The sequence below is a fragment of the Vannielia sp. genome, from assembly GCF_029212645.1.
Classification (GTDB): domain Bacteria; phylum Pseudomonadota; class Alphaproteobacteria; order Rhodobacterales; family Rhodobacteraceae; genus Vannielia.
The window spans coordinates 59,375-81,505 of sequence record NZ_JARGND010000004.1 but is presented as its reverse complement, the minus strand read 5'-3'; the positions used below and the strand labels follow the sequence as shown (position 1 = coordinate 81,505).

Below are 22,131 nucleotides of genomic sequence, written 5' to 3'. Positions count from 1 at the left end.
CCCCGGCCAAAACCGGGCAAGCAGCTTACCGAGTGACACCGCCCTCTGCCTCTTTGAGCAATGACCACACGCGATGGGGCGTGAAGGGCACCTGCGCATTGCGCACCCCCTTCTCCCAAAGCGCATCAATCACCGCGTTGGTGACAGCGCCCATCGAGCCCACCGTGCCCGCCTCGCCGCAGCCCTTCATGCCCAGCGGGTTCTGGATCGAGGGGACGGGATGCGCGCGAAACCCGTAAAACGGCATGTCATCGGCGCGGGGCATGGCATAATCCATCAGCGAGCCGCTCAAAAGCTGGCCGTCACCATCAAAGGTGACGTTTTCCATCAAAACCTGCCCGGCCCCCTGCGCCACCCCGCCATGCACCTGCCCCTGGGCAAGCTGCGGGTTCACCAAGTTGCCAAAGTCATCCACCACCACATAGCGCACCAGCTCCACCTTGCCGGTCTCGGGATCAATCTCCACCTCGGCCACATGGCCGCCGTTGGGGTAGGAGCGCCCGTCAAGCGTGGCCTTGCCCTCGTGGCGCAGCAGTTCGTCACGGCCCTTGGCGCGGGCCATCTCGGCGGCGTCGGTCAGGCTGGGGCGTTGGTTGGTGCCCTCGGCGGTGAACACCCCGTCCTCAAACACAACATCCTCCACGCCCAGCTCATCGGCGACAAAGGGCGCAAAGGCTTCAACCATCTGTTTTACCGTGGCAATCGTCGCGTTGGTCTGGTTGGTCACCGAGCGGGAGCCACCGGTGCCGCCGCCCTTGGCGATACGGTCACTATCGCCCTGCACCACCCGGATTTTCTCCATCGGGATGCCGGTGCGCTCGGCCAAAAAGGCGGTATACACCGTTTCATGCCCCTGCCCGTTAGACTGGGTGCCAACGTAAAGGTTCACCATGCCATCATCGGCAAACTCAACGGTGGCGTGCTCCTCCGGATCGCCAAGGATCGACTCGATGTAATAGGCCAGCCCCATGCCGCGCAGCTTGCCGCGCCCGGCGCTCTCGGCCTTGCGCTGCTCCCAGCCCGCCAAATCGGCATCGGCCTCCAGATCATCCAGCACGGCGGTAAAATCGCCCACGTCATAAAGCTCGCCGCTAACGGTGGTGTAGGGGAACTGGCTCGGCTTGATGAAGTTGATCCGCCGCAGCTCCCACGGGCTTATCCCCATCTGGCGCGCGGCCTCATCCATGATCCGCTCCAGCACAAAAATCGCCTCCGGGCGGCCCGCGCCCCGGTAAGCATCGGTCTGCGCCGTGTTGGTAAAGATCCCCCGCGCCGAAAGGTATGCGGTGGTGATATCATAGGTGCCCGGAAACACCCGGCCAAACAGGAAGCTCTGGATCATCTGCCCGAAGCCCGAGTTATAGGCACCGTTGTTCGCCTGATTGTGGCAGATATAGCTGACGATCCGGTGATCCTCGTCAAAGCCCAGCTCCACCTCGGAGATCACATCGCGCGCGCCATTGTCCGTAAGCATCCCCTCCCCGCGCTCGGCAAACCAGCGCACCGGCTTTCCGGTGGCCCTCGCCGCAAAGGCGCAAACGGAATATTCAGGAAATTCAAAGCCCTTCAGCCCAAAGCCGCCACCCACATCCGGCGTGGTGACACGCACTTGGTCGGCCTCCAGCCCCAGTTGCCGGGCGAGCGAGGCCTTTTGCCCCCACACGCCCTGCCCGTTGACCGACAGATGAATGCGCCCGTCGCCCCACTCGGCCCAGCAGCCCCGTGGCTCCAGCGGGTTTACCATCACGCGGTTGTCGACAATGGTCAGGCCAATCCGGTGCGCCGCACCCTGCATGGCAGCCTCGGCAGCCTCCTTGTCCCCCATGTCCCAATCATAAGCTACGTTGTCTGGCGCGGTGTCGTGCAGCGCCTCGCCCCCGGCTTCCAGCGCCAGATGCACCGGCAGGTCTTCATAGTCGAACTCAATCAACTCGCCCGCGTCCTTGGCCTGCTCCAGCGTTTCGGCGACCACCACGGCCACCGCCTCACCGGCATAGCGCACCTTCCCCTCGGCCAGCACAGGCCTCTCGGTTCTTGCGCCCCCCGGATGCACCGCCCCCTCAAGTTGCAAATCCATGCCACCGGCCCGCAGCTCTGCCGCCGACGCCACAAAAACCACGCCCTCCGCCGCCTTGGCCTCGCTCAGATCAATCGCCTTGATCTCGGCGTGCGCCACCGGGCTGCGCAGGAACCACGCAAAAAGCGCGCCCTCGGGAGCGGTATCATCAATGTAACGCCCGTGCCCGGTGAGGAAACGCACATCCTCAACCCGCATAACCGACTGGCTTTTACCGAAAGCATTCATGGCGCGCCTCCTCCTCTTGACTGGCTTGCATGACCCTAACGCCCAGCGCCGCGCTGTCCAGTGCCCGCCCGCGCGGTTTGCTGGCCTTTCCCTCGCCCCTGCTTTTCGCTATCTCCGCAAATAACCGTTGCTCTACGCCAAAGAGGCTCAAAACCATGGACAAAACCTTCAACGCCGCCGAAGCCGAGGGCCGTATCTACGAAGCCTGGGAAAAGGCAGGCGCTTTTGCCGCCGGGGCCAATGCCTCACGCCCTGAAACCTTTTCCATCATGATCCCGCCCCCCAACGTGACCGGCTCGCTCCACATGGGCCACGCTTTCAACAACACGCTTCAGGATATTCTGGTGCGCTGGCACCGGATGCGCGGCTTTGATACCCTCTGGCAGCCCGGCACCGATCACGCCGGCATCGCAACGCAAATGGTCACCGAGCGCGAGATGGCCGCCAACGGCGAGCCTTCGCGCGCGGAAATGGGCCGCGAAAAGTTCATCGAGCGGGTCTGGCAGCAAAAGGTCGCCTCGCGCGGCACCATCATCGGCCAGCTCAAGCGCATCGGTGCAAGCTGCGATTGGTCCCGCGAGGCCTTCACCATGGGCGGCGCCAAGGGGGACCCGGACGCAGGCAAAGGCCCAAATTTCCACGATGCCGTCATCAAGGTCTTCGTCGATATGTATGACAAGGGCCTGATCTATCGCGGCAAGCGTCTGGTCAACTGGGACCCGCATTTTGAAACCGCGATCTCCGATCTTGAGGTCGAAAATATCGAAGTCGCCGGGCATATGTGGCACTTCAAATACCCGCTCGCCGGTGGCGCAACCTATGAATATGTCGAGAAGGACGAGGACGGAAACATCATCCTCGCCGAAACCCGCGATTACATCTCCATCGCCACAACCCGCCCCGAAACCATGCTCGGAGATGGTGCCGTGGCGGTTCACCCATCAGATGAGCGCTATGCCTCGATCGTTGGCAAACTCTGCGAAATTCCGGTTGGCCCCAAAGAGCACCGCCGCCTGATCCCGATCATCACCGATGAATACCCCGATCCCACCTTCGGTTCCGGGGCCGTCAAGATCACCGGCGCGCATGACTTCAATGACTATGGCGTTGCCTCGCGCGGTGGCATCCCGATGTATCGCCTGATGGATACCAAGGGCCATATGCGCGACGACGGCGATGATTACGCCACCTGCGCCGCCCGCGCCCGGCAAATCGCCGAAGGCGCCGCCTTTACCGGGACCGAGGTGGACACCCTCAATCTGGTCCCCGATGAGCTGCGCGGCCTTGATCGCTTTGACGCCCGCAAAGCCGTGGTCGAGCAGATCACCGCCGAGGGCCTCGCCGTCATGGTCCCCGCCCCGCCCTCGGAAAATGAAGGCGAAGTGAGCCTTGATGAGGCGATGATCCCGCTGGTCGAGAACAAGCCGATCATGCAGCCCTTCGGGGATCGCTCCAAGGTGGTGATTGAGCCCATGCTCACCGACCAGTGGTTCGTGGACGCCGAAAAAATCGTTGGCCCCGCGCTTGATGCCGTCCGCGATGGCACCGTCAAGATCCTGCCCGAGTCCGGCGAGAAAACCTATTTCCACTGGCTTGATAATATTGAGCCGTGGTGCATTTCCCGCCAGCTCTGGTGGGGCCACCAAATCCCGGTCTGGTATGGCCTTGATCTCTCCGCCCCCAACTTCCGCGATGATGAGGGCGATGGCGCGCTCGATCAGGTTGAGCTGCTGCGCCTGTTGAATGAGGGCATGGTCCAGGCCGGTGAGCTTTCGATCTGCGCCTCCAGCTTTGATGTCGCCACCCACCGCTTCAAGGAAAGCCTGGCCGATATCCCCACCCCGCTTGACCACGCCCGCGTCATCGAAGTCGCCGATCGCGCCACCGCCATGGATACGCTGGCCCAGTCGCTCGCCGATTATAACCTCAACCAGGACCCAACCCAGCTTGTCTTCCCGGTCTGGCGTGACCCCGATGTGCTGGATACATGGTTCAGCTCCGGCCTCTGGCCCATCGGCACTCTCGGCTGGCCCGAGCAAACCCCCGAACTGGCCAAATATTTCCCCACCTCGGTGCTCGTCACCGGGCAGGACATCCTGTTCTTCTGGGTCGCCCGGATGATGATGATGCAGCTCGCCGTGGTTGATGAGGTGCCCTTCCACGAGGTTTACCTGCACGGCCTCGTGCGCGATGCGAAGGGCAAGAAAATGTCCAAATCGGTCGGCAATGTCGTCGACCCGCTCGAGGTGATCGACGAATACGGCGCCGACGCCCTGCGCTTTTCCTCTGCCGCCATGGCAGCGCTTGGCGGTGTGCTCAAGCTCGACATGCAGCGCATCGCGGGCTACCGCAACTTTGGCACCAAGCTTTGGAACGCCGCCCGCTTCGCCGAGATGAACGGCGTCTTTGCCGCCAAACCCACCGGCACGCCCCAGCCCAAGGCCACCGTCAACCGCTGGATCATCGGCGAGCTTGCCAAAACCCGCACCGCCGTGGATGAGGCGCTTTCCGCCTACCGCTTCAACGATGCCGCCAACACGCTCTACAGCTTCGTCTGGGGCACCTTCTGCGACTGGTATATCGAGTTCTCCAAACCGCTGTTTGATACCGAGGCCGCCGAGGAAACCCGGCAAACCATGTCCTTCGTGCTCGACCAATGCCTGATCCTGCTGCACCCGATCATGCCCTTCATCACCGAGGAGCTTTGGGCGCAAAAGGGCAACGAAGGCTTCGTCATGCACGCCGATTGGCCCAGCTACGGGGCCGAGCTGGTGGACGCGGCCGCCGACGCCGAGATGAATTGGGTCATCAGCCTGATTGATGCCATCCGCTCCGCGCGCGCTCAAATGCACGTCCCCGCCGGGCTGCATGTGCCGCTGGTCCAGGTGGAGCTGTCAGAGGCCGGTGCCGGCGCCTACGCCGCCAACGAAGCGCTGATCAAGCGTCTGGCACGGGTCGAATCTCTCACCCACGTCGAGGCCATGCCCAAAGGCGCAATCACCATCGCGGTGCCCGGCGGCACCCTCGGCCTGCCCGTCGCTGATCTCATTGATATCGAAGAGGAAAAGGCCAGGCTGGAAAAAACCCTCGGCAAGCTCGCGAAGGAAATCGGCGGTCTGCAAGGCCGCCTCAAAAACCCCAACTTCGCCGTCAATGCCCCCGCCGAGGTGGTCGAGGAAGCCAAGGCAAACCTGGCCGAGCGGCAGGAAGAAGAGGCCAAGCTGAAAGAGGCGCTCGCCCGCCTGTCCGAAATCGGCTAACCCGCCTCACGCCTCAGGCATCATCAAGGAAAAACGCGATCGTCGCGCCCAGCGCGGCGATCACCGCAAAGATACCCAGCGTCACATCCGCGCCCAGTATCGAGGCGACCACCCCAAAGCCCCCCGCCGCCAGCAGCGCCACCCCCACCGTGGTGTTGGCAACAGCGGTATAGGCCGCGCGGTTGTCCTCCGGGGCGTAGTTCACCAACCAGGTCGAGCGGCCCAGCCGCACCCCCTGATAGCTCACCATCAGGCCAAACAGCGCCAGCGGCGCGGCCCAAACCGTGCCCATGACCCCAGCAAGGTGCAGCCCCACGGCCAGCGCCAGAAAGCCCGCCGCAACCGCGCCCGAAAGCGCCAGCACCAGCCGCGCCGAGCGGTCAGCCAGCCGGCCCCACACCCAGCTTGAAACCAGCGCAGCCAGAGACGAGGCCAGCACCATCGCCCCCAACGCACCAAACCGGTCATCCCCCGCACTTCCGGCCAGGATCACCAGGTAGGGCGGCGCCAAAGCCGTCGGCAGCAGCAATATCCGCGCCAGCACAAAGCGCCCCAACCCCCGGTCACGCCACAGCAAGGCAAGCTGCGAAAGCCCCGCCTCCGCCTCTACATTGCCCGGCTTCTCTTCTTCCTCGATCGTCGCAAAGGTGATCGCCCCCAGCAGCCATAACGCGCCGGCAAGGGTGATCGCACCAATCACAAGTTGAAATCGGTCAATCAGCCCCAGCATCAACAGCCCGGCAAACAGCAGCACACCGGCCGCCGCCACACTCCCGGCGGCGCCCGTCACCGTGCCCCGGTGCGGCTTTGCCACCGTTTTGCCCAACACATCCTTGTAGCTCACCGAACAGATCGACCGCGCCACCGCCAGCACCGCCAATGCCCCCACAATCGCGACCCCGGCCAGCCAGCCCTCCAGCAGCAACGCCGCCGCCACGATCACCAGCGCCGCCACGCCCTGCCCCGCCGAGCCCGCCGCCCAAGCCCACTTGCGCTGCCCCATCGCCCGGATGCGCGGCGCGGTCAAAAGCTGCGGCAAAAGCGCGCCCGACTCGCGCACAGGCACCAACAGGCCCACCAAAAAGGCAGGCGCCCCAATCGCCCCCATCAGCCAACTCAGCACCAGTTTCGGATCAATCAGCCCATCGGCCAGCTTGGTGAGCGACAAGGCCCCGATATGGCGAAAACAATTCGCAGGCTCAGCCTCCTGCGCCTCCGGTGAGATCCCCTCACCCCTTGCCTCGGTCAGCGCGGCAACACCGCCGTTCAACAATCCCATGAGAACACTACGCACACCCCCGCAAAAGGTTCATTTTCTTGCTCGAAATATCCCCGCCGGAGGCTCAAAATCTCTCGCCCGGTTGACAGCATGGCAAAGCGCCGCCAATTAGGCAAAACACATTTACCCGCAACCGGGCGTTCCGTGGGCGCCAAACTGACGAGGACAGCCGCAATGGCCCAGATTTCTCTCACCTTCCCTGATGGCAATTCACGCAGCTACGAGGCCGGCATCACCGCCGCCGCCGTCGCCGCTGATATCTCCAATTCGCTGGCCAAAAAGGCGATCAGCGCCACCGTCAACGGCGCGCATTATGATCTGCAATGGCCCATCGACTCCGATGCGCAAATCGCCATCAACACCATGAAAGACGAGGCCCCCGCGCTGGAGTTGATCCGCCATGACCTCGCCCATGTCATGGCCCGCGCCGTGCAGGAGCTTTACCCCGAGACCAAGGTCACCATCGGCCCGGTGATCGAAAACGGCTGGTATTACGACTTTGATCGCGCCGAACCGTTCACCCCCGAAGATCTCGGCGAGATCGAAAAAAAGATGAAAGAAATCATCAACAAGCGCGATCCCGTCCGCACCGAGGTCTGGCCGCGTGACAAGGCCGTGCAGCACTATACCGATAGCGGCGAGCCTTATAAGGTTGAGCTGATTGATGCGATCCCCGGTGATGAGCCGCTGCGAATGTACTGGCACGGCGAGTGGCAGGATCTCTGCCGCGGCCCGCACCTCCAGCACACCGGCCAGCTTCCCGCCGATGCGTTCAAGCTCATGTCCGTCGCCGGGGCCTACTGGCGCGGCGACAGCAACCGCCAGATGCTCCAGCGCATCTACGGCGTCGCCTTCCAGAACCGCCAGCAACTCAAGGATTACCTCACCTTCCTTGAAGAGGCCGAAAAGCGCGATCACCGCCGCCTGGGCCGCGAGATGGACCTCTTCCACATGCAGGAAGAAGCTCCGGGCCAGATCTTCTGGCACCCCAACGGCTGGACGATCTACACCCAGTTGCAAGATTACATGCGCCGCAAGCAACGCGCCGGGGGCTACCGCGAAATCAACACTCCCCAAGTGGTGGACCGCAAACTCTGGGAGGCCTCCGGCCACTGGGAAAAATACCAGCATCACATGTTCCTCGTCGAGGTCGATGAAAGCCGCGACGGCGAAAATGACGATGCCGAGGTGAAAGACTCGTCGCAAACCCGGATCAACGCGCTGAAGCCCATGAACTGCCCCTGCCATGTGCAGGTATTCAACCAGGGCCTCAAAAGCTACCGTGACCTGCCCCTGCGGCTGGCCGAATTTGGCTCCTGCTCCCGGTTTGAACCGTCGGGCGCGTTGCACGGCCTCATGCGGGTGCGCGGCTTTACCCAGGATGATGCGCATATCTTCTGCACCGAAGAGCAGATCCAGGAAGAATGCGCCCGCTTCATCGACTTCCTCGCCGAAATCTACCGCGAGCTTGGTTTCCCCGATTTCGAAATCCGCTTCGCCACCCGCCCTGAAAAGCGCGTTGGCAGCGAAGAAAGCTGGGATCACGTCGAAGGGGCGCTGGAAAAGGCCATCAAGGCGGTGGGCCGGGAGTATGTGCTGGAGCCGGGCGACGGGGCTTTCTACGGTCCCAAACTCGATTTCTACCTAACCGACGCGATTGGCCGGGTCTGGCAATGCGGCACCTTCCAGGTAGATCCCAACCTGCCCGAGCGTCTGGGCGCCAGCTACATCGCCGCCGACGGCGACAAGCACCGCCCCTATATGCTGCACCGCGCCACGCTCGGCAGCTTTGAGCGCTTCATCGGCATCCTGATCGAAAACTTCGCCGGGCGTCTGCCTCTCTGGCTTGCGCCCCGTCAGGTCGTGGTCGCCTCGATCACCTCCGAGGCCGATGATTACGTCAACGAGGTCGTCGCCACGCTCCAAGCCCGGGGCGTGCGCGCCGAGGCCGATATTCGCAACGAGAAGATCAATTACAAGGTCCGCGAACATTCGGTCGGCAAGGTGCCGGTGATCCTCGCCTGCGGTGGCCGCGAGGTTGAGGAGCGCACCGTTTCCGTGCGCCGTCTGGGCGAAAAGCAAACCTCCATGACCACGCTGGAGGAGATCACCACCACCCTCAGCGCCGAGTCCACGCCCCCCGATCTGGCGTAACATCCCTGACACCCACGTGAGCGCCGCCCGGTTCCCGCCCGGCGGCGCTCTCTTTATGTAACCAACTGGCCGCCCTTCACGGGAATGTGGCCTGTAATATTACATGCCCGCGTCAGGCTGTCGCACCCCCTTCCCTGCAATTTCAGTGACTTGCCGCACCGCAGCGGCAGGCGGCCTTGCCGGCCTGTTCACCACCCCGTCACGCCCGCGTGTCCTCACGTTCCTGTGCCTATCGCGTGATCGGCTCGCCTCGTTAGCCTAGGGTCAGCTCCGCAGGATAAGCCGGAGCGCAATAATATAACGCTGAAAAACCAAAGGGATACCAATGTCCAACACCGTAAAAACCCTCACCATCGCGGCCTCTGTCGCGGCTGCTCTCACCGCCGCCACCGGCACGGCCCAAGCCCAGGAAAAAGTGAAGTGCTTCGGCGTTTCGCTGGCAGGCGAGAATGATTGCGCCGCTGGCCCCGGCACCTCCTGCAAAGGCACCTCCACCATGGATTATCAGGGCAACGCCTGGACGCTCGTGGAAGCTGGCACCTGCGAAAGCATGGAGCTCCCCGCCATGGCCGATGGCAGCGCCCGCATGGGCTCACTCGAAGCCATCGAGCGTGATTTGCCCAAGTCCTAAATGCCCCGCGCCCGGCCTTCCCCATGGGGGCCGGGCGTACCGCTTGGAGATGCCCCATGCTTGATGCCAGCCACGCCTTCACCCTGCCCGCCGCCGCTGGCGTGGGCTATAAAGCCCAGCATTTCAATGCGTTGGTGGAAGATCCCGGCACCGTGCGCTGGGTCGAGATCCACGCCGAGAATTACATGGGCGATGGCGGCCGCCCCCTTGCCCAGCTCCGTCACCTGGCCGAGCAGTTCCCCGTATCCGTCCACGGTGTTGGCCTGTCAATCGGTGGCGAAGCGCCGCTCGATGCCACCCACCTCGCCCGCCTGAAGCACCTGTGTGATTGGCTCCAACCCGCCAGCTTTTCCGAGCACCTCGCATGGTCCACCCACGAGGGCGCGTTCCTGAACGATCTCCTGCCACTCCCCTATACCGAGGCCACGCTGGCTCGCGTTTGCAGCCATATCGACCAGCTTCAAGAGCAGCTTGGCCGCCCCATGATGCTCGAAAACCCCTCCACCTATCTCGCCTTCACCGAATCCGAGATGCCCGAAACCGCGTTTCTGGCCGAGATCGCCCGGCGCACCGGCTGCGGATTGCTCCTTGATATCAACAACGTCTACGTCAGCTGCACCAACCAGCAGGTTGATCCGCTCGCCTATATCAAGGCCTTCCCGCTCGCTGCCGTCCACGAAATCCACCTCGGCGGCCATGATGAAGACGCCGATGAGCACGGCGCGCCGCTGTTGATTGATGCCCACTCCAGCGAGGTGGTTGATCCGGTCTGGCAGCTCTACACCGAAACCATCCGCCGCTGCGGCCCCCGCGCCACCCTCATCGAATGGGATGCCAACATCCCCGATTGGCCCGTGCTCGCGGCCGAAGCCGCCCGCGCCACCGAAATCCTCACCCCGGTCCCCGCATGAGCCAAACCACCTTCCACACCGCACTGCTCGCGCCCAACCAGCCCACTCCGCCCGGCCTGGTTGATCCGCAAGGCCGCGCGGCGGGCAAGCGCTTTGATGTCTACCGCAACAACGTGGTCGTCTCCCTCACCGACGCTTTGGCACAGGCATTCCCGGTCATCGCCAAGCTCACCGGCCCGCGGTTTTTTACCGCTCTGGCCGGGGCCTTCCTGCGCGCCCACCCGCCGCGCGATCCGCGCCTCGCCACATGGGGCGCGGCCTTCCCCGCCTTCCTCACCAGCTTCGAGCCTGCGCAAAAGCTGCCCTACCTCCCCGATACCGCCCGCCTTGAGCAGGCCCTGCGGGAAAGCTACCACGCCGCCGATAGCACCCCGATCCCCGCAAGCGTCCTCGCCGCACTCCCCCCCGAGCAGCTCGCTACCACCCGGCTCACGCTTGCCCCATCGCTGCGGATGATCGCCTCGCCCTGGCCGATCCACGGCATCTGGGCCTTCAACATGTCAAACGGCCCGCAGCCCGGTGCCTCGGGCGAAGAGGTGCTCATCACCCGGCCAGAGTTTGCCCCCCAAATGCAGATCCTCCCCACCGGCAGCGCCGCCGTGCTTGCGGCGCTGCATCACACCCCATTGGGAGAGGCCACCCCGGAAGGGTTTGATCTCACCCCCCTCCTCTCCGCCCTCCTCTCCGGCGGGGCCATCATCGCACTGGATACCGCCCCATGACCCGCCTCATCACCGCCTACACCGCCCTCGCCGCCCGGCTCAACGCCGCCACACCATGGCTCTTGCCCAGCCTCGCGCGGCTGGTCTTTGCCGGGGTGCTCGCGGGCTACTACCTCAATTCCGGCCTGTCGAAATTTGGCTCCGGCATCACCGGGCTGGTCCGCCCCGATGCGGGCGCCTACGTCACCATCTTCCCCAAGGCGATGGAGGCGGTGAACTACGATGAAACCCAGTTTGGCCTGTTCCATTGGGCCGTCACCCTCGCGGGCACGTGGGCCGAGGTGATCCTGCCGGTGCTGATCGTTATCGGCCTGCTCACCCGCCTCGCGGCCTTTGGGATGATCGGCTTTGTCTTCGTGCAAAGCGTGGTCGATGTTACCGGCCACGGCCTTGGCAGCGCCGACATCGGGCGCTGGTTTGATGCCACCTCCGGCGCCCTGCTGCTCGATCAACGCGCCTTCTGGGTGCTCTGCCTCGCCATCCTCGTGCTGCGCGGCGCAGGCCCGCTCTCGCTGGACCGTCTGCTACAGGCGAGGCACCCCGCCGCCGCCCAGCCCGCCTAAGGGCCAAGCAAGCCGCCCGCCCGCCCGGTTAACCCCTCGCCGCTTTGCAAAAATGCATGTGCATGGGGTGTGCATCACTTGTGCATCCGTTGTGGCCCGCTGAAATTCGCGGTTAACGGCCGCTGGCCACCCGCGCAACGGCATTCATGCAAAGCCCAGATCGGCCTGCACATCCTTGCCCCACCCCAGCCAAAGCTTGCCATCCCGTTCAACCACCGGGCGCTTCATCAAGGTTGGATGCGCCGCCAGCAGCTCCAAAGGCGCCCCCGCCCGCTCAGACTCGCTCAATCCGCGCCACGTCGTTGAGCGCCGATTCACCAGATCCTCGCCAAATGCCGCCCAAAACCGCTGCAAAACCTCCGGACTAAGCGGATTTTCGCGTATATCCACCAGCTCCGCCCCGGTCGCCTTCATCGCTTTGCGGCACGTATCGCAAGCCTTAATCCCATATATTTTCATCTCATCCGCCTCATTTTTCGGCCAACCCCCGCGCCTTTAGCGCTCACAGCCGTTGTTTGTCTTGCGTTTTTTACAGAGCCCCTCAATCTTTCCCTTACGGAGGCTTCACGACCGTTACTGCCAAAGTGCGGACCGGAAGACTGAAGACCGCACTGAAAGTGGCCCCATTCGGGACCGCACCATAATCAAGGGAGAAACGGAATGCCCACCGGCACCGTGAAATGGTTCAATACCACCAAAGGCTTCGGATTTATTGAGCCGGATTCCGGCGGAAATGACGTGTTCGTTCATATTTCCGCCGTCGAACGCGCCGGGCTTACCGGCCTGGCCGATAACCAGAAAGTCAGCTACGAGATGATCCCCGGCCGCGATGGGCGCGAGTCGGCAGGCGATCTCAAGTTACTGTAATTCCATAAAAAAGGCCGGCGGGAAATCCCGACCGGCCTTTCGTTTTTGGAGGGTGGTCTTACTGGATCACTCGTCAGGCGCAGCACCAATTGTGCCGTGCCACACATCGTCAGGCGCGTTCGATTTTTGCCCAACGCGGCGCACCCGCGTTCAAGATCCGGGCGTGGCCTTCATCGCGGAATAGCTCACCTTCTGGTTCGGCGTGCCACAGCTGATCACACCGCTGATCGTGACCGGCTGAAGCCCGGTCGGGCAAAAGTTCTCGCCCGGATAGGCATAAACCCGCGGCCCTTCGGCCAGTGCAGCCCCGGCACTCAAAAACAGCCCGGAAACGGCGATCCCAACGATTTTGCGCATATAAACCCCTTTCGCCCGCACGAAAGCGGACCAGTATAAAACAGATTTGTCCATGGTTAACCGCTCCGTGCAAAAGGTCAATTTCTGTTCTGGAAACGGTGTGTTCTCGCCCCCGCCCAGCCTTAGTTCCGCCGCAACGCCCACTTGAGGCCACTGCGCTCACATCCGTGCCACCGAAACCGCCTTCAGCACCGCCCAAATCGCCATTCCCGCCCGCAAATCAAGGGCTTGAACCGAGCGGCGCGTCACCCGCGCCAGCACCTGGTTGCCCCCCGCATCAAGCTGCACAAGCGCGCCGGGGCCGCTGCCCACACGCACCTCGCGCACCACGGCGGGCCAGCAGTTCAGCGCAGAAATACCCTGTGGCTCCTCCAGCGACAGCATCACATCCTGCGCCTCAATCCGCACCCGCATCGCCGCCCCCTCGGCCCTGTCCACGCGCGGCAACAGCAGGCGCAATCCGTTCGCCTCCAGCTCGCTCAACCCGTCCGCATGCTGCGCCACCAGCCGCGCCTCCAGCACCGCCCCCGCCGCCCGAACGCCCACCGGAGTCACGCCCGGATCGGCTAGCACCTCGGCGGCGGGGCCTTGGCGCAGCACCCGTCCGTCCTCGATCACCACCACCGTGGTGGCCAGCCTCGCCACCTCCGAGGCCGCGTGGCTGACATAAAGCACCGGCACCGCCATTTCGTCCCTAAGCGCTTCGAAATAAGGAAAAATTTCGGCCTTGCGCGGATCATCCAGTGAGGCGAGCGGCTCATCCGCCAGCAGCAGTTTTGGCCCCGCCATCAACGCCCGGCCAATCGCCACCCTTTGGCGCTCCCCGCCCGAAAGCGCGCCCGGACGGCGCCCCAAAAGCGGCCCAATGCCCAGCATTTCCACCACCTGCGCCTCCTGCGGCCCCCGGCGCGAAAACCACCGCCCATAGCGCAGGTTTTGCCGCACGGTCAGATGCGGAAACAGCCGCGCTTCCTGAAAGATATAGCCGAGGCCCCGCTTGTGCGGCGGCAACCACACCCCGGTTGCGCTGTCTTCCAGCACCTCTCCCTCTATCGCGATGCGCCCCTCGTCAATCCGCGACAGCCCGGCCACCGCGTTGATAACACTCGTCTTTCCCGCTCCCGAGCGGCCAAACAGCACCGTAATCCCCGGCGGCGCGTCAAACGCCACGTCGAGCGCCGCAGACCCCAGCCGCTGGTGTATCTGCACCTCAAGGCTCATCGGCCCGCCACCCTTGCCGCCACCCGGCGCGACACCCATTCACTCACCAGCAGGGCCCCTAGCGCGATACAGACCGAGATCATCGCCAACCCCATCGCCGCCTGCTCTCCCCCCGGCACCTGCAACAGCTCATGCACCGCCAGCGGCAGGGTTTGGGTTTCGCCGGGGATGTTGGAAACAAAGGTGATCGTCGCGCCAAATTCCCCCATCGCCTTGGCGAATGCGAGGATCGTGCCCGCGATCACCCCCGGCAGAATCAGCGGCAAGGTGACGCTGGCAAACACCCAGATCCGCGAGGCCCCCAGCGTAGCCGCCGCCGCCTCCAACCCCGGATCAACCGCCTCCAGCGAAAGCCGGATCGCCCGCACCATCAGCGGAAAGGCCATCACCCCCGCCGCCAGCGCCGCCCCGGTCCAGCTGAAGGCAAACACAATGCCAACCCGCGCCAATGCCGCGCCAATCGGCCCTTGTGTGCCAAAGCCGAGCAGCAGCAAATAGCCCGTCACCACAGGCGGCAGGATCAGCGGCAAGTGCACCAATCCATTGAGAATTTCCCGCCCCCAAAACTGCCGCCGCGCCAACACATGTGCCACGAAAACCGCCAGCGGAAGCGCAAATAGCGTGGCCCAAAACGCCACCTTGAGCGAAAGCGCAACCGCCCCCCAAGCCTCTGCGCTCAGCCCGCCCATCCTCTACTCCGGTTCCCTGAAGCCAGCCGCGCGAAAGATCTCCAGCGCCGCCTCGCTTTGCAAAAACGCCATGAAAGCCGCAGCCTCCTCGCCACTTCGCACCTGCACCACCGGGTACAGGATCGGCGGCTCCGGGTCGGGCAGCACCCGCACCACGCGCACCTTCGGCTCCACCACCGCATCGGTTGCATAAACCACGCCCAGCGCCGCCTCGCCCCGCGCCACCAGCCGCAAGGCCGCGCGTACGTTATCCCCCTGCACCACACGCGGCGCGATCCGTTCCCACCAGCCGAGTTTCTCAAATGCCGCCTTGCCGTAAATCCCCGCTGGCACGGCCTCAACCAGGCCCATCGCCACGCGGCCATCGCCCAGCAGCGCAAAGGGGTCATCCCCCTCCGCCGCTACCGGCGCGATCAAAACCAGGCTGTTGGAAAGCAGGTCCACCCGGCTCCCGGCCACCACCGCGCCGCGCGCCTCCAAATCATCCATCCATGCGGCATTGGCCGAGAAAAACACATCCACCGGCGCCCCCGCCGCAATCTGGCGCGCCAGCTGCGAGGAGCCGGCGAAGCTCAGCACAACGTCAGTGCCCGTCTCGCCCTCAAATGCCGCCGCGACCGCGCTCAGGCTTTCGCGAAGCGACGAGGCGGCCGAAACGCGCACCTCCGCCACCGCAGGCAAGGCAGCCAAAAAGGCCAGCGTTATCAAAAGACTCCGGGACATGGCCCCAACCATACCGCGCCACCGCCCGGCGAGAAAGGAATTCACAGCGCCCCGGTGGCCTGCCCCCTCACTCGCATCACAGCTCATCGCCGCAGGTACTCCCGCAGCACACAGCGCGGGCCGTTCTCTCGCAGCACCGCCTCACCGGCGAGGCGGAACTCGTCTTCCTCAAAGCCGGGAATAAAGGCATCCGCGCCTTCAATCTCCAGTTCAACCTCGGTGATCAAAAGCCGGTCCGCCAGCGGCATCAAAGCGGCAAAGATCGCCTCGCCGCCAATGCCATACACCCGTCGATGCCCCGCCTCATGGGCATATTCCACCGCCCGTCGCGGATCACCAAAGGTGCGATCCCCCACATCGGAGGCGCTAGAAACCACCAAATTCAGCCGCTCTTTCAACGGTTTGACCGGCAAGCTCTCCCATGTCTTACGGCCCATCACCACTGCCCCGCCCAGCGTTTCGCGCTTGAAAAACTTCAAATCCTCAGGCGCATACCACGGAATTTCACCACCCTTGCCGATGGCTCCGTTCTTGTCGCGGGCAACGATCAGGCTCAGCATCACACAGCCACCGGGGCCTTGATGCCCGGCTCCGGATCATACCCCTCAATCACGAAATCCTCGTAGCGGAAATCAAAGATCGAGCTGACCTCCCGCGCCAGCGTCAGCTTGGGCAGGGCATGGGGCGTGCGTGAAAGCTGCTCTTGCACCTGATCCATATGGTTGCTGTAAATATGCGCATCCCCGATCGAATGCACAAAATCCCCCGGCTCATAGCCTGTCACATGCGCCAGCATCACCGCCAACAGCGCGTAGCTGGCAATGTTGAAAGGCACGCCCAAAAACATATCCGCCGAGCGCTGGTAAAGCTGCAAATGCAGCTTGCCGCCGAGCACCCGCACTTGCCACAGCGTGTGGCAGGGCGGCAGCGCCATATCGTCCACCTCACCGGGGTTCCACGCGCTCACAATCAGGCGGCGGCTGTCAGGCGTGGCCTTGATCCGCTCCACCAAGGTGGCGATCTGGTCCACCGAGCCGCGCTCAAACAGCCCGTCCCTTGCGGCAATCAGCTTGGGGAAATCGCGCCACTGCTTGCCGTAAACCGGGCCAAGATCACCGTTTTCATCGGCCCACTCATCCCAGATACGCACCCCGTTTTCCTTGAGGTAGCCAATGTTGGTATCCCCCGAAAGGAACCACAGCAGCTCATGGATGATCGAGCGCAGATGCAGCTTTTTGGTAGTGACCAGCGGAAACCCTTCTGACAGCGGATATCGCGCCTGAAGGCCAAAGGTGCTGATCGTCCCGGTGCCGGTGCGATCACTCGAAACTTCGCCCCGTTCAAGAACGCACCGCAAGGCATCAAGATACTGCTTCACCGATTCCCCCTGTCTGTGACCGCCTCCTGCCTACCACATCTGCGCGGTCTCTTGAAAGCGGCCCACCGCATGTTGTGGCGTGCCTTTCGTCGCACATCCGAGCTTTTTCGTGCTTTTCCAACGCCGCCCCGCTCACAAATCGTTGACTCTCCCCCATCGCGTGATGAAGCTGTGCGCTAACAAAGAGCAGCCAGCAGAAACGAGACCCCATGCGCCCCATCCTCCCCGCTATCGCCCTCCTGGCAACCCTTGCAGCCTGCGACGCCGGTGGCGACGGAACCAACCCACTCACCGCCGGGCCGGACGATGAGGAGGATAGCGGCGCAGATCCCGGCACCTCAGTTACCAGTGGCACCACCACCAAACGGCTCACCGGCGAACTGACCGGCATCACGCTCAATGGCGACGGCACGCTCACGGTTGATAACCTGCCGTTCGACGGGCCCGAAGGCACCGGTGCCGAGCTATACAGACCAATGGGGTTGGCCGTTGTGACCGGCTTCACCGCCTACGAAAGCGGCGATGCCACGGCTGAAACCAACCAGGTGAAGTACTTCGCCGTCTACGCCGAGGGCAACCACAGCTCGGCCGGCGCGGTCGGCACCGGGGATTATGTCGACTACGGTTTTGGCGGCGCACAATATGGCCGCGACGCCGCCGTTGCCCCCGATATCGCCCGCGAAGGCGAGGCGGTTTACAATGGCAACTACGGCGCCGTGCGGGTTGTCACCGGGTCCAACGGCCCGGGCGATCTCAGCCTTGTTTCCGGTGATATCGAGCTTCAGGTAGATTTCCTCGACTTCGAAACCACCGGCGCGGTTGAGGGCTTCGTCACCAATCGCACCGTCTACGATACCAACGGCAGTATGCTCGGCACCTTGCCCACCATTATCCTCGGCACCGCCGAGATCAATGATGAAGGCTTCATCGACGGTGGCCAGGCGGTGACACTCCATAATTCCGGCCCCAACGCGGGTGAGGTTTTCGAGTCAGGCGGCTGGGAGGGGGCCTTCGCCGGGCCAAACTCCGAAGAAATCGTTGGCGTGATCGTCATCAGCGGCCCCGCCAGCCAAGCCGTCGACGAGGATGAATCCGCTCAGGAAACCGGCGTCTTTATCGCCACGGACCCGTAAACCATGCGCCCGCACGGGCTGCGTGCGGCCCTCACCTTGTGCCTCATGCTGCTGGCCCCACTCGGGGTGGCAGCGCAATCGCGCACCGTTACCCCGGAAGAAACCCGCAAGCTCGCCGCCGACGCGCTGCTCTCGGGCTACCCCGCCCACGCACTTGAACTCGCCACAGCGCTGATCGCCCTTGATCCAACCGACACCGCCGCGCTCGTCACCGCCAGTCAGGCCTCCCGCGCGCTGGGCCGCAACGATGATGCTATCGCCTTTGCCCGCCGCGCCAACACCACCGCCGATAGCCGCTCTGATCGGTTTTACGCCGCCCGCGCCACCGCGCAGGCCCTCGCCGCGGATGGCAAGCGCACCCGCGCCCAGCTTTGGCTGCGCCGCGCTGCGCAAAACGCGCCAACTCCCGGCGTGCGGGCGCAAACCATTCAGGAATTTCGCTATGTGCGCGGCCGCAACCCATGGCGCTCGCAACTGTCCTTTGGCATCGCACCCTCCTCCAACATCAACGATGGCTCTGCCTCCGGCACGGTGCTGATCTATGGCATCCCGTTCCAGCTTTCCGGCGGCGCTCAGGCGCTTTCGGGCACCGAGCTTTCGCTTGGGGCCGCTACCGAGCGGCGTTGGCGCACCGGTCGGCGCACCATTCTCAGCTTTGGCGCCCGCGTTGAAGCCCGCCGCTATTGGCTCTCCTCCGAGGCCAAGGATCTCGCCCCCGACGTTAAGGCGAGCGACTATGCCTTCACCTCCGCCGAACTCGCCTTCGGCCTGCAACGCGCCCCCAAAGGCTACCGCCCCGGCGCCATCGGCCCCGGCATCTTCACCCTGCGCTTCGCGCTCGGCAAAGGCTGGTATGGCGGCGATGATCTGCTGACCTACAGCAAGCTACAGGCCCAGAAAGCCTACCGCTTTTCCAAAACAACCGCCGGCTACGCCGCCCTCACCGCCGAGTGGCAAAACCGCCTTGATGACTCCAACCGCTCTCAGCAGGGCCTCACGCTTCAGGCCGGGCTATCCAGGCGGTTCGCCGCCGGCACCCTCAGCCTCAACGCCCATATCCGCGAAGTGGAAAGTGACGCAAATGATGTGTCGCACAGCGCCTGGGGCGTGGGGGCGGGCTGGACGCTGGCCAAGCCGGTCCTCACCGCCCGCACCACCGTTTCGGTGAGCTTTGAGGAGGTCGATCGCGGCTATTCGGCCTTTGGCGCCGACCGGATCGACCGCCGCAAGCGCCTTGGGGTGACGATGCTGTTTTCCGCGGCCGAGCTTTATGGCTTTGCCCCCGAAGTCGGCATCGACTGGCGCGTCACCGACAGCACGGTTGATTTTTATTCAACCGAAGAAGTCGGCCTGCGCCTCGGCCTCAAATCCACCTTCTGATGAGCGACCCACGCCTGCACATTGATGGCGGCACCCGCCGGATCGAGCGCAGCATGGGCGACTGGGCCCGCCGCCGCCTGCCGGGTTGGCTGGCAGAGCTGGTGATGTTCACGCTCAAGCAGGGCTGGGCGGCACTGTTCGGCGGGCTGATCCTGCTGGCCATCCTCGCCACCCGCGCCATCTGGGAGGATAGCTGGCCGCTGGCACGCTACGATTTCCTCGTGCTCTTCGCCGTCTCCACCCAAATCCTCTTCCTCTGGGCGCGGCTCGAAACATGGCAGGAGGCCAAGGTGATCCTGCTCTTTCACCTCACCGGCACCGCGATGGAATTCTTCAAGGTGCAGGCGGGCAGCTGGTCATACCCGGAACCGGGGCTACTCAAACTGCTCGGTGTGCCGCTGTTTTCGGGCTTCATGTATGCCGCCATCGGCAGCTACATCGCCCGCGTCACCCGCATCTTCGAAATGCGCTTCGCCCCCTACCCGCCCTTCTGGGTCACGGTGGTTCTGGCCACGGCGATCTATGTCAATTTCTTCGCCCACCACTTCCTGCCTGACATCCGCCTTGCCCTCTTCGCCGCCACGGTGATCCTGTTCGGGCGCACGAGGGTGTGGTTTTATATCGGCGAACGCCCGCTCTGGATGCCCTTGCCACTGGCCGCCTTCCTCGCCGCGCTCGCCATTTGGGTGGCCGAAAACATCGGCACCGTCACCGGCACATGGGCCTACCCCGGCCAACACTGGACCGAGATGGTCAGTTTCTCCAAGATGGGCTCATGGTATTTGCTGCTCTTCGTCGCCTTCGCCACCGTCACCCTGGTGATGCGCGATTTCATCTCGCGCAGGCCCGTCACGCCACCGCGCCGCGCACTGGTCCACACCAAACCAGGTGCCACCACATGAAACCCCGCCTCGCCTTGCTCGCCCTGCTCTGGGCCACCCCGCTCGCAGCCGATCCCGCCGATGATCTTGCTGCGGCGGCGCACGCACAAGTCGGCGTCACCGTCATCTACGACCCGCGCTATCAAGGGCTGGAGTTTCCGGGCGGTGATATCCCCCGCCTGCGCGGCGTCTGCTCCGATGTGGTGATCCGCGCCCTGCGCGATGCCTGGGAGATTGATCTGCAAAGCGCGATGAACGCCGATATGAAAGCCAATTTTTCGGCCTACCCAAAGATCTGGGGCCTCAAGACCACCGACCGCAACATTGACCACCGCCGCGTTCCCAATCTTGAAACCCTCTTCACCCGTGCCGGCAGCGCCCTGCCCCTCAGCTCCGATCCGGCGGCGTTTCACACCGGCGATATCGTCAGCTTTCGCCTTGCGGGCAACGGGTTGCCCCATATCGGCGTAATCTCCGCCCGCCGCGCTGCCGATGGCACACCTCTGGTGACCCATAACATCGGCTGGGGCACCCGCACCCAGAACATGCTGTTCGATCACCCCCTCCACGGCCACTTTCGCCTCACCCCGTCGGCGCGTGACTGGCTTGCATCGCGATAAGCGGCCTGTCCATTTTCTTGCTCAAAATATCCCGGGGGTGCGGGGGCTGGCCCCCGCTGCGAAAGCTCGCCACCAGCGATAGGCTCACAACCCTCCTCGCTCCTTCCGACCCAAGCGCAAGACGCATGCCGCCAAACCCGCACCCTTGGCCTTGATGCCTCCGGCTCGGTCAACACGCGCGACCATCGCTTCCAGCCGGATGGTCTAGTCACACTCCCGCCCAGAAAATCCCTGACGGGCTTTGCCCCCGTCGCGCCGTCAGCGGAGCTTCCCGTAGCGCCTTCGGCGCGGCTGCCGGTGGCGCCTTCGGCGGGTCCGTCGGTAGCGCCTTCGGCGCGATAGCGCCCAGCGCCTGCGGCGTAACAAGGCACAGCACCTGCGGCGCTGTACGCACGCACGGCGTTCAGACCTCCGGCTCAAACGGCGCCGGACCGGGTGCTTGCGCCGCCCGGCCCGGTTGCCTGTAGCTCCGCCTCAAAGGCTCGTTGGCCTAGTAGATGTATCTGATCTGGTCGCCCCAGTAGCGTTCGACCCGGCGCAGCGATGCGGTGATCATCTCCAGCCCGTTCATGTCGATCGCGGCGCTGTCTTCCAACCCCTTGGCGTGGCGTTCAAAAAGCTCTGCCACAAGGTCGCGCACATAGCGGCCCCGCTCGGTGAGCCGCACCCGCACGGAGCGGCGATCAATCTCGCAGCGCTGGTGGTGCATGAAGCCAAGTTCGACCAGCTTCTTGAGGTTGTAGGAGACGTTGGAGCCTTGATAGTAGCCCCGGCTTTTCAGCTCGCCCGCTGTGACCTCATTGTCGCCCACGTTGAACAGCAACAGCGCTTGCACGGCGTTGATCTCCAACACGCCGACACGCTCAAATTCGTCTTTGATGACATCAAGCAAGAGCCGGTGAAGCCGCTCAACCAACGCCAGGGTTTCGAGATAGCCGCCCATGAATCCCTGCCTGAGGCTGGGGGCGACCGGGGAATGAATGCTCATGGCTAACTCCGCCAGTTTCCGTCTGGATAAGGGTGTAGCGTTCGAAACCCTTAGAACTGGTTAAGTCTG

The 22,131-nt window shown here is 63.8% G+C and carries 21 protein-coding genes; 11 read left to right on the top strand and 10 right to left on the bottom strand.

Annotated features, from left to right (window positions below):
- Positions 1-25: 25 nt before the first annotated feature.
- Positions 26-2,305: a xanthine dehydrogenase family protein molybdopterin-binding subunit gene (locus tag P1U55_RS02495; RefSeq protein ID WP_301045905.1), complete on the bottom strand. Its 2,280-nt coding sequence runs from the start codon at positions 2,303-2,305 to the stop codon at positions 26-28.
- A 155-nt stretch (positions 2,306-2,460) separates the two neighbouring features.
- Here P1U55_RS02495 and P1U55_RS02490 point away from each other — a divergent pair, with 155 nt between their 5' ends.
- Positions 2,461-5,565, top strand: a complete 3,105-nt coding sequence (locus tag P1U55_RS02490) for a valine--tRNA ligase (protein ID WP_301045904.1) — start codon at positions 2,461-2,463, stop codon at positions 5,563-5,565.
- Positions 5,566-5,578: 13 nt separating this feature from the next.
- Here the strand turns inward: P1U55_RS02490 and P1U55_RS02485 are convergent, their stop codons facing one another.
- A complete protein-coding gene (locus tag P1U55_RS02485) occupies positions 5,579-6,844 on the bottom strand; it encodes an MFS transporter (protein ID WP_301045903.1) in 1,266 nt (421 codons plus the stop codon).
- A gap of 174 nt (positions 6,845-7,018) precedes the next feature.
- On the opposite strand from P1U55_RS02485, the gene thrS reads away from it, so the two are divergent.
- From thrS to P1U55_RS02460, 5 genes are all read left to right on the top strand, one after another.
- A complete protein-coding gene (gene thrS, locus P1U55_RS02480; protein ID WP_301045902.1) occupies positions 7,019-8,998 on the top strand; it encodes a threonine--tRNA ligase in 1,980 nt (659 codons plus the stop codon).
- Positions 8,999-9,323: 325 nt separating this feature from the next.
- The gene (locus P1U55_RS02475) at positions 9,324-9,629 is read left to right on the top strand and encodes a DUF2282 domain-containing protein (RefSeq protein WP_301045901.1); all 306 of its coding nucleotides are present in this window, start codon (positions 9,324-9,326) and stop codon (positions 9,627-9,629) included.
- Positions 9,630-9,685: 56 nt separating this feature from the next.
- Complete coding sequence (locus P1U55_RS02470) at positions 9,686-10,540, top strand: DUF692 domain-containing protein (RefSeq protein WP_301045900.1); 855 nt, start codon at positions 9,686-9,688, stop codon at positions 10,538-10,540.
- Complete coding sequence (locus tag P1U55_RS02465; RefSeq protein ID WP_301045899.1) at positions 10,537-11,262, top strand: DNA-binding domain-containing protein; 726 nt, start codon at positions 10,537-10,539, stop codon at positions 11,260-11,262. Before P1U55_RS02470 ends, P1U55_RS02465 begins: the two co-directional genes overlap by 4 nt.
- A complete protein-coding gene (locus P1U55_RS02460) occupies positions 11,259-11,825 on the top strand; it encodes a DoxX family protein (RefSeq protein WP_301045898.1) in 567 nt (188 codons plus the stop codon). The genes P1U55_RS02465 and P1U55_RS02460 overlap by 4 nt, the downstream gene beginning before the upstream one ends.
- Before the next feature lie 144 nt (positions 11,826-11,969).
- Here the strand turns inward: P1U55_RS02460 and P1U55_RS02455 are convergent, their stop codons facing one another.
- Positions 11,970-12,284, bottom strand: a complete 315-nt coding sequence (locus P1U55_RS02455) for an ArsC/Spx/MgsR family protein (protein ID WP_301045897.1) — start codon at positions 12,282-12,284, stop codon at positions 11,970-11,972.
- 201 nt (positions 12,285-12,485) lie between these two features.
- Between P1U55_RS02455 and P1U55_RS02450 the strand changes: the two genes are divergently transcribed.
- Positions 12,486-12,692: a cold-shock protein gene (locus P1U55_RS02450; RefSeq protein WP_301045896.1), complete on the top strand. Its 207-nt coding sequence runs from the start codon at positions 12,486-12,488 to the stop codon at positions 12,690-12,692.
- Positions 12,693-12,842: 150 nt separating this feature from the next.
- Here P1U55_RS02450 and P1U55_RS02445 read toward each other — a convergent pair whose 3' ends face one another.
- From P1U55_RS02445 to P1U55_RS02420, 6 genes are all read right to left on the bottom strand, one after another.
- Positions 12,843-13,049 (bottom strand): hypothetical protein, encoded by a 207-nt coding sequence (locus tag P1U55_RS02445; RefSeq protein ID WP_301045895.1) that lies wholly within the window; start codon positions 13,047-13,049, stop codon positions 12,843-12,845.
- 159 nt (positions 13,050-13,208) lie between these two features.
- The gene (gene modC, locus P1U55_RS02440) at positions 13,209-14,270 is read right to left on the bottom strand and encodes a molybdenum ABC transporter ATP-binding protein (protein ID WP_301045939.1); all 1,062 of its coding nucleotides are present in this window, start codon (positions 14,268-14,270) and stop codon (positions 13,209-13,211) included.
- Positions 14,267-14,959: a molybdate ABC transporter permease subunit gene (gene modB / locus P1U55_RS02435; RefSeq protein ID WP_301045894.1), complete on the bottom strand. Its 693-nt coding sequence runs from the start codon at positions 14,957-14,959 to the stop codon at positions 14,267-14,269. The genes modC and modB overlap by 4 nt, the downstream gene beginning before the upstream one ends.
- A gap of 3 nt (positions 14,960-14,962) precedes the next feature.
- Positions 14,963-15,682: a molybdate ABC transporter substrate-binding protein gene (gene modA / locus P1U55_RS02430; protein WP_301045893.1), complete on the bottom strand. Its 720-nt coding sequence runs from the start codon at positions 15,680-15,682 to the stop codon at positions 14,963-14,965.
- A gap of 83 nt (positions 15,683-15,765) precedes the next feature.
- A complete protein-coding gene (locus P1U55_RS02425) occupies positions 15,766-16,242 on the bottom strand; it encodes a dihydrofolate reductase (protein WP_301045892.1) in 477 nt (158 codons plus the stop codon).
- Positions 16,242-17,060, bottom strand: coding sequence for a thymidylate synthase (locus P1U55_RS02420; protein ID WP_301045891.1), 819 nt, complete (start codon positions 17,058-17,060; stop codon positions 16,242-16,244). Before P1U55_RS02420 ends, P1U55_RS02425 begins: the two co-directional genes overlap by 1 nt.
- 209 nt (positions 17,061-17,269) lie before the next feature.
- On the opposite strand from P1U55_RS02420, the gene P1U55_RS02415 reads away from it, so the two are divergent.
- Genes P1U55_RS02415 through P1U55_RS02400 form a run of 4 tightly spaced genes read left to right on the top strand, consistent with a single transcriptional unit; the run spans position 17,270 to position 21,074 of the window.
- Positions 17,270-18,193 (top strand): hypothetical protein, encoded by a 924-nt coding sequence (locus tag P1U55_RS02415; protein WP_301045890.1) that lies wholly within the window; start codon positions 17,270-17,272, stop codon positions 18,191-18,193.
- Positions 18,194-18,238: 45 nt separating this feature from the next.
- Complete coding sequence (locus tag P1U55_RS02410; RefSeq protein WP_301045889.1) at positions 18,239-19,573, top strand: hypothetical protein; 1,335 nt, start codon at positions 18,239-18,241, stop codon at positions 19,571-19,573.
- Complete coding sequence (locus P1U55_RS02405; protein ID WP_301045888.1) at positions 19,573-20,475, top strand: DUF817 domain-containing protein; 903 nt, start codon at positions 19,573-19,575, stop codon at positions 20,473-20,475. The genes P1U55_RS02410 and P1U55_RS02405 overlap by 1 nt, the downstream gene beginning before the upstream one ends.
- Entirely contained in the window at positions 20,472-21,074 is a 603-nt protein-coding gene (locus tag P1U55_RS02400; protein ID WP_301045887.1) for a DUF1287 domain-containing protein, read from the top strand. Before P1U55_RS02405 ends, P1U55_RS02400 begins: the two co-directional genes overlap by 4 nt.
- A 490-nt stretch (positions 21,075-21,564) precedes the next feature.
- On the opposite strand, the gene P1U55_RS02395 is transcribed toward P1U55_RS02400, so the two are convergent.
- Complete coding sequence (locus tag P1U55_RS02395) at positions 21,565-22,062, bottom strand: winged helix DNA-binding protein (RefSeq protein WP_301045886.1); 498 nt, start codon at positions 22,060-22,062, stop codon at positions 21,565-21,567.
- Between the last annotated feature and the right edge of the window lie 69 nt (positions 22,063-22,131).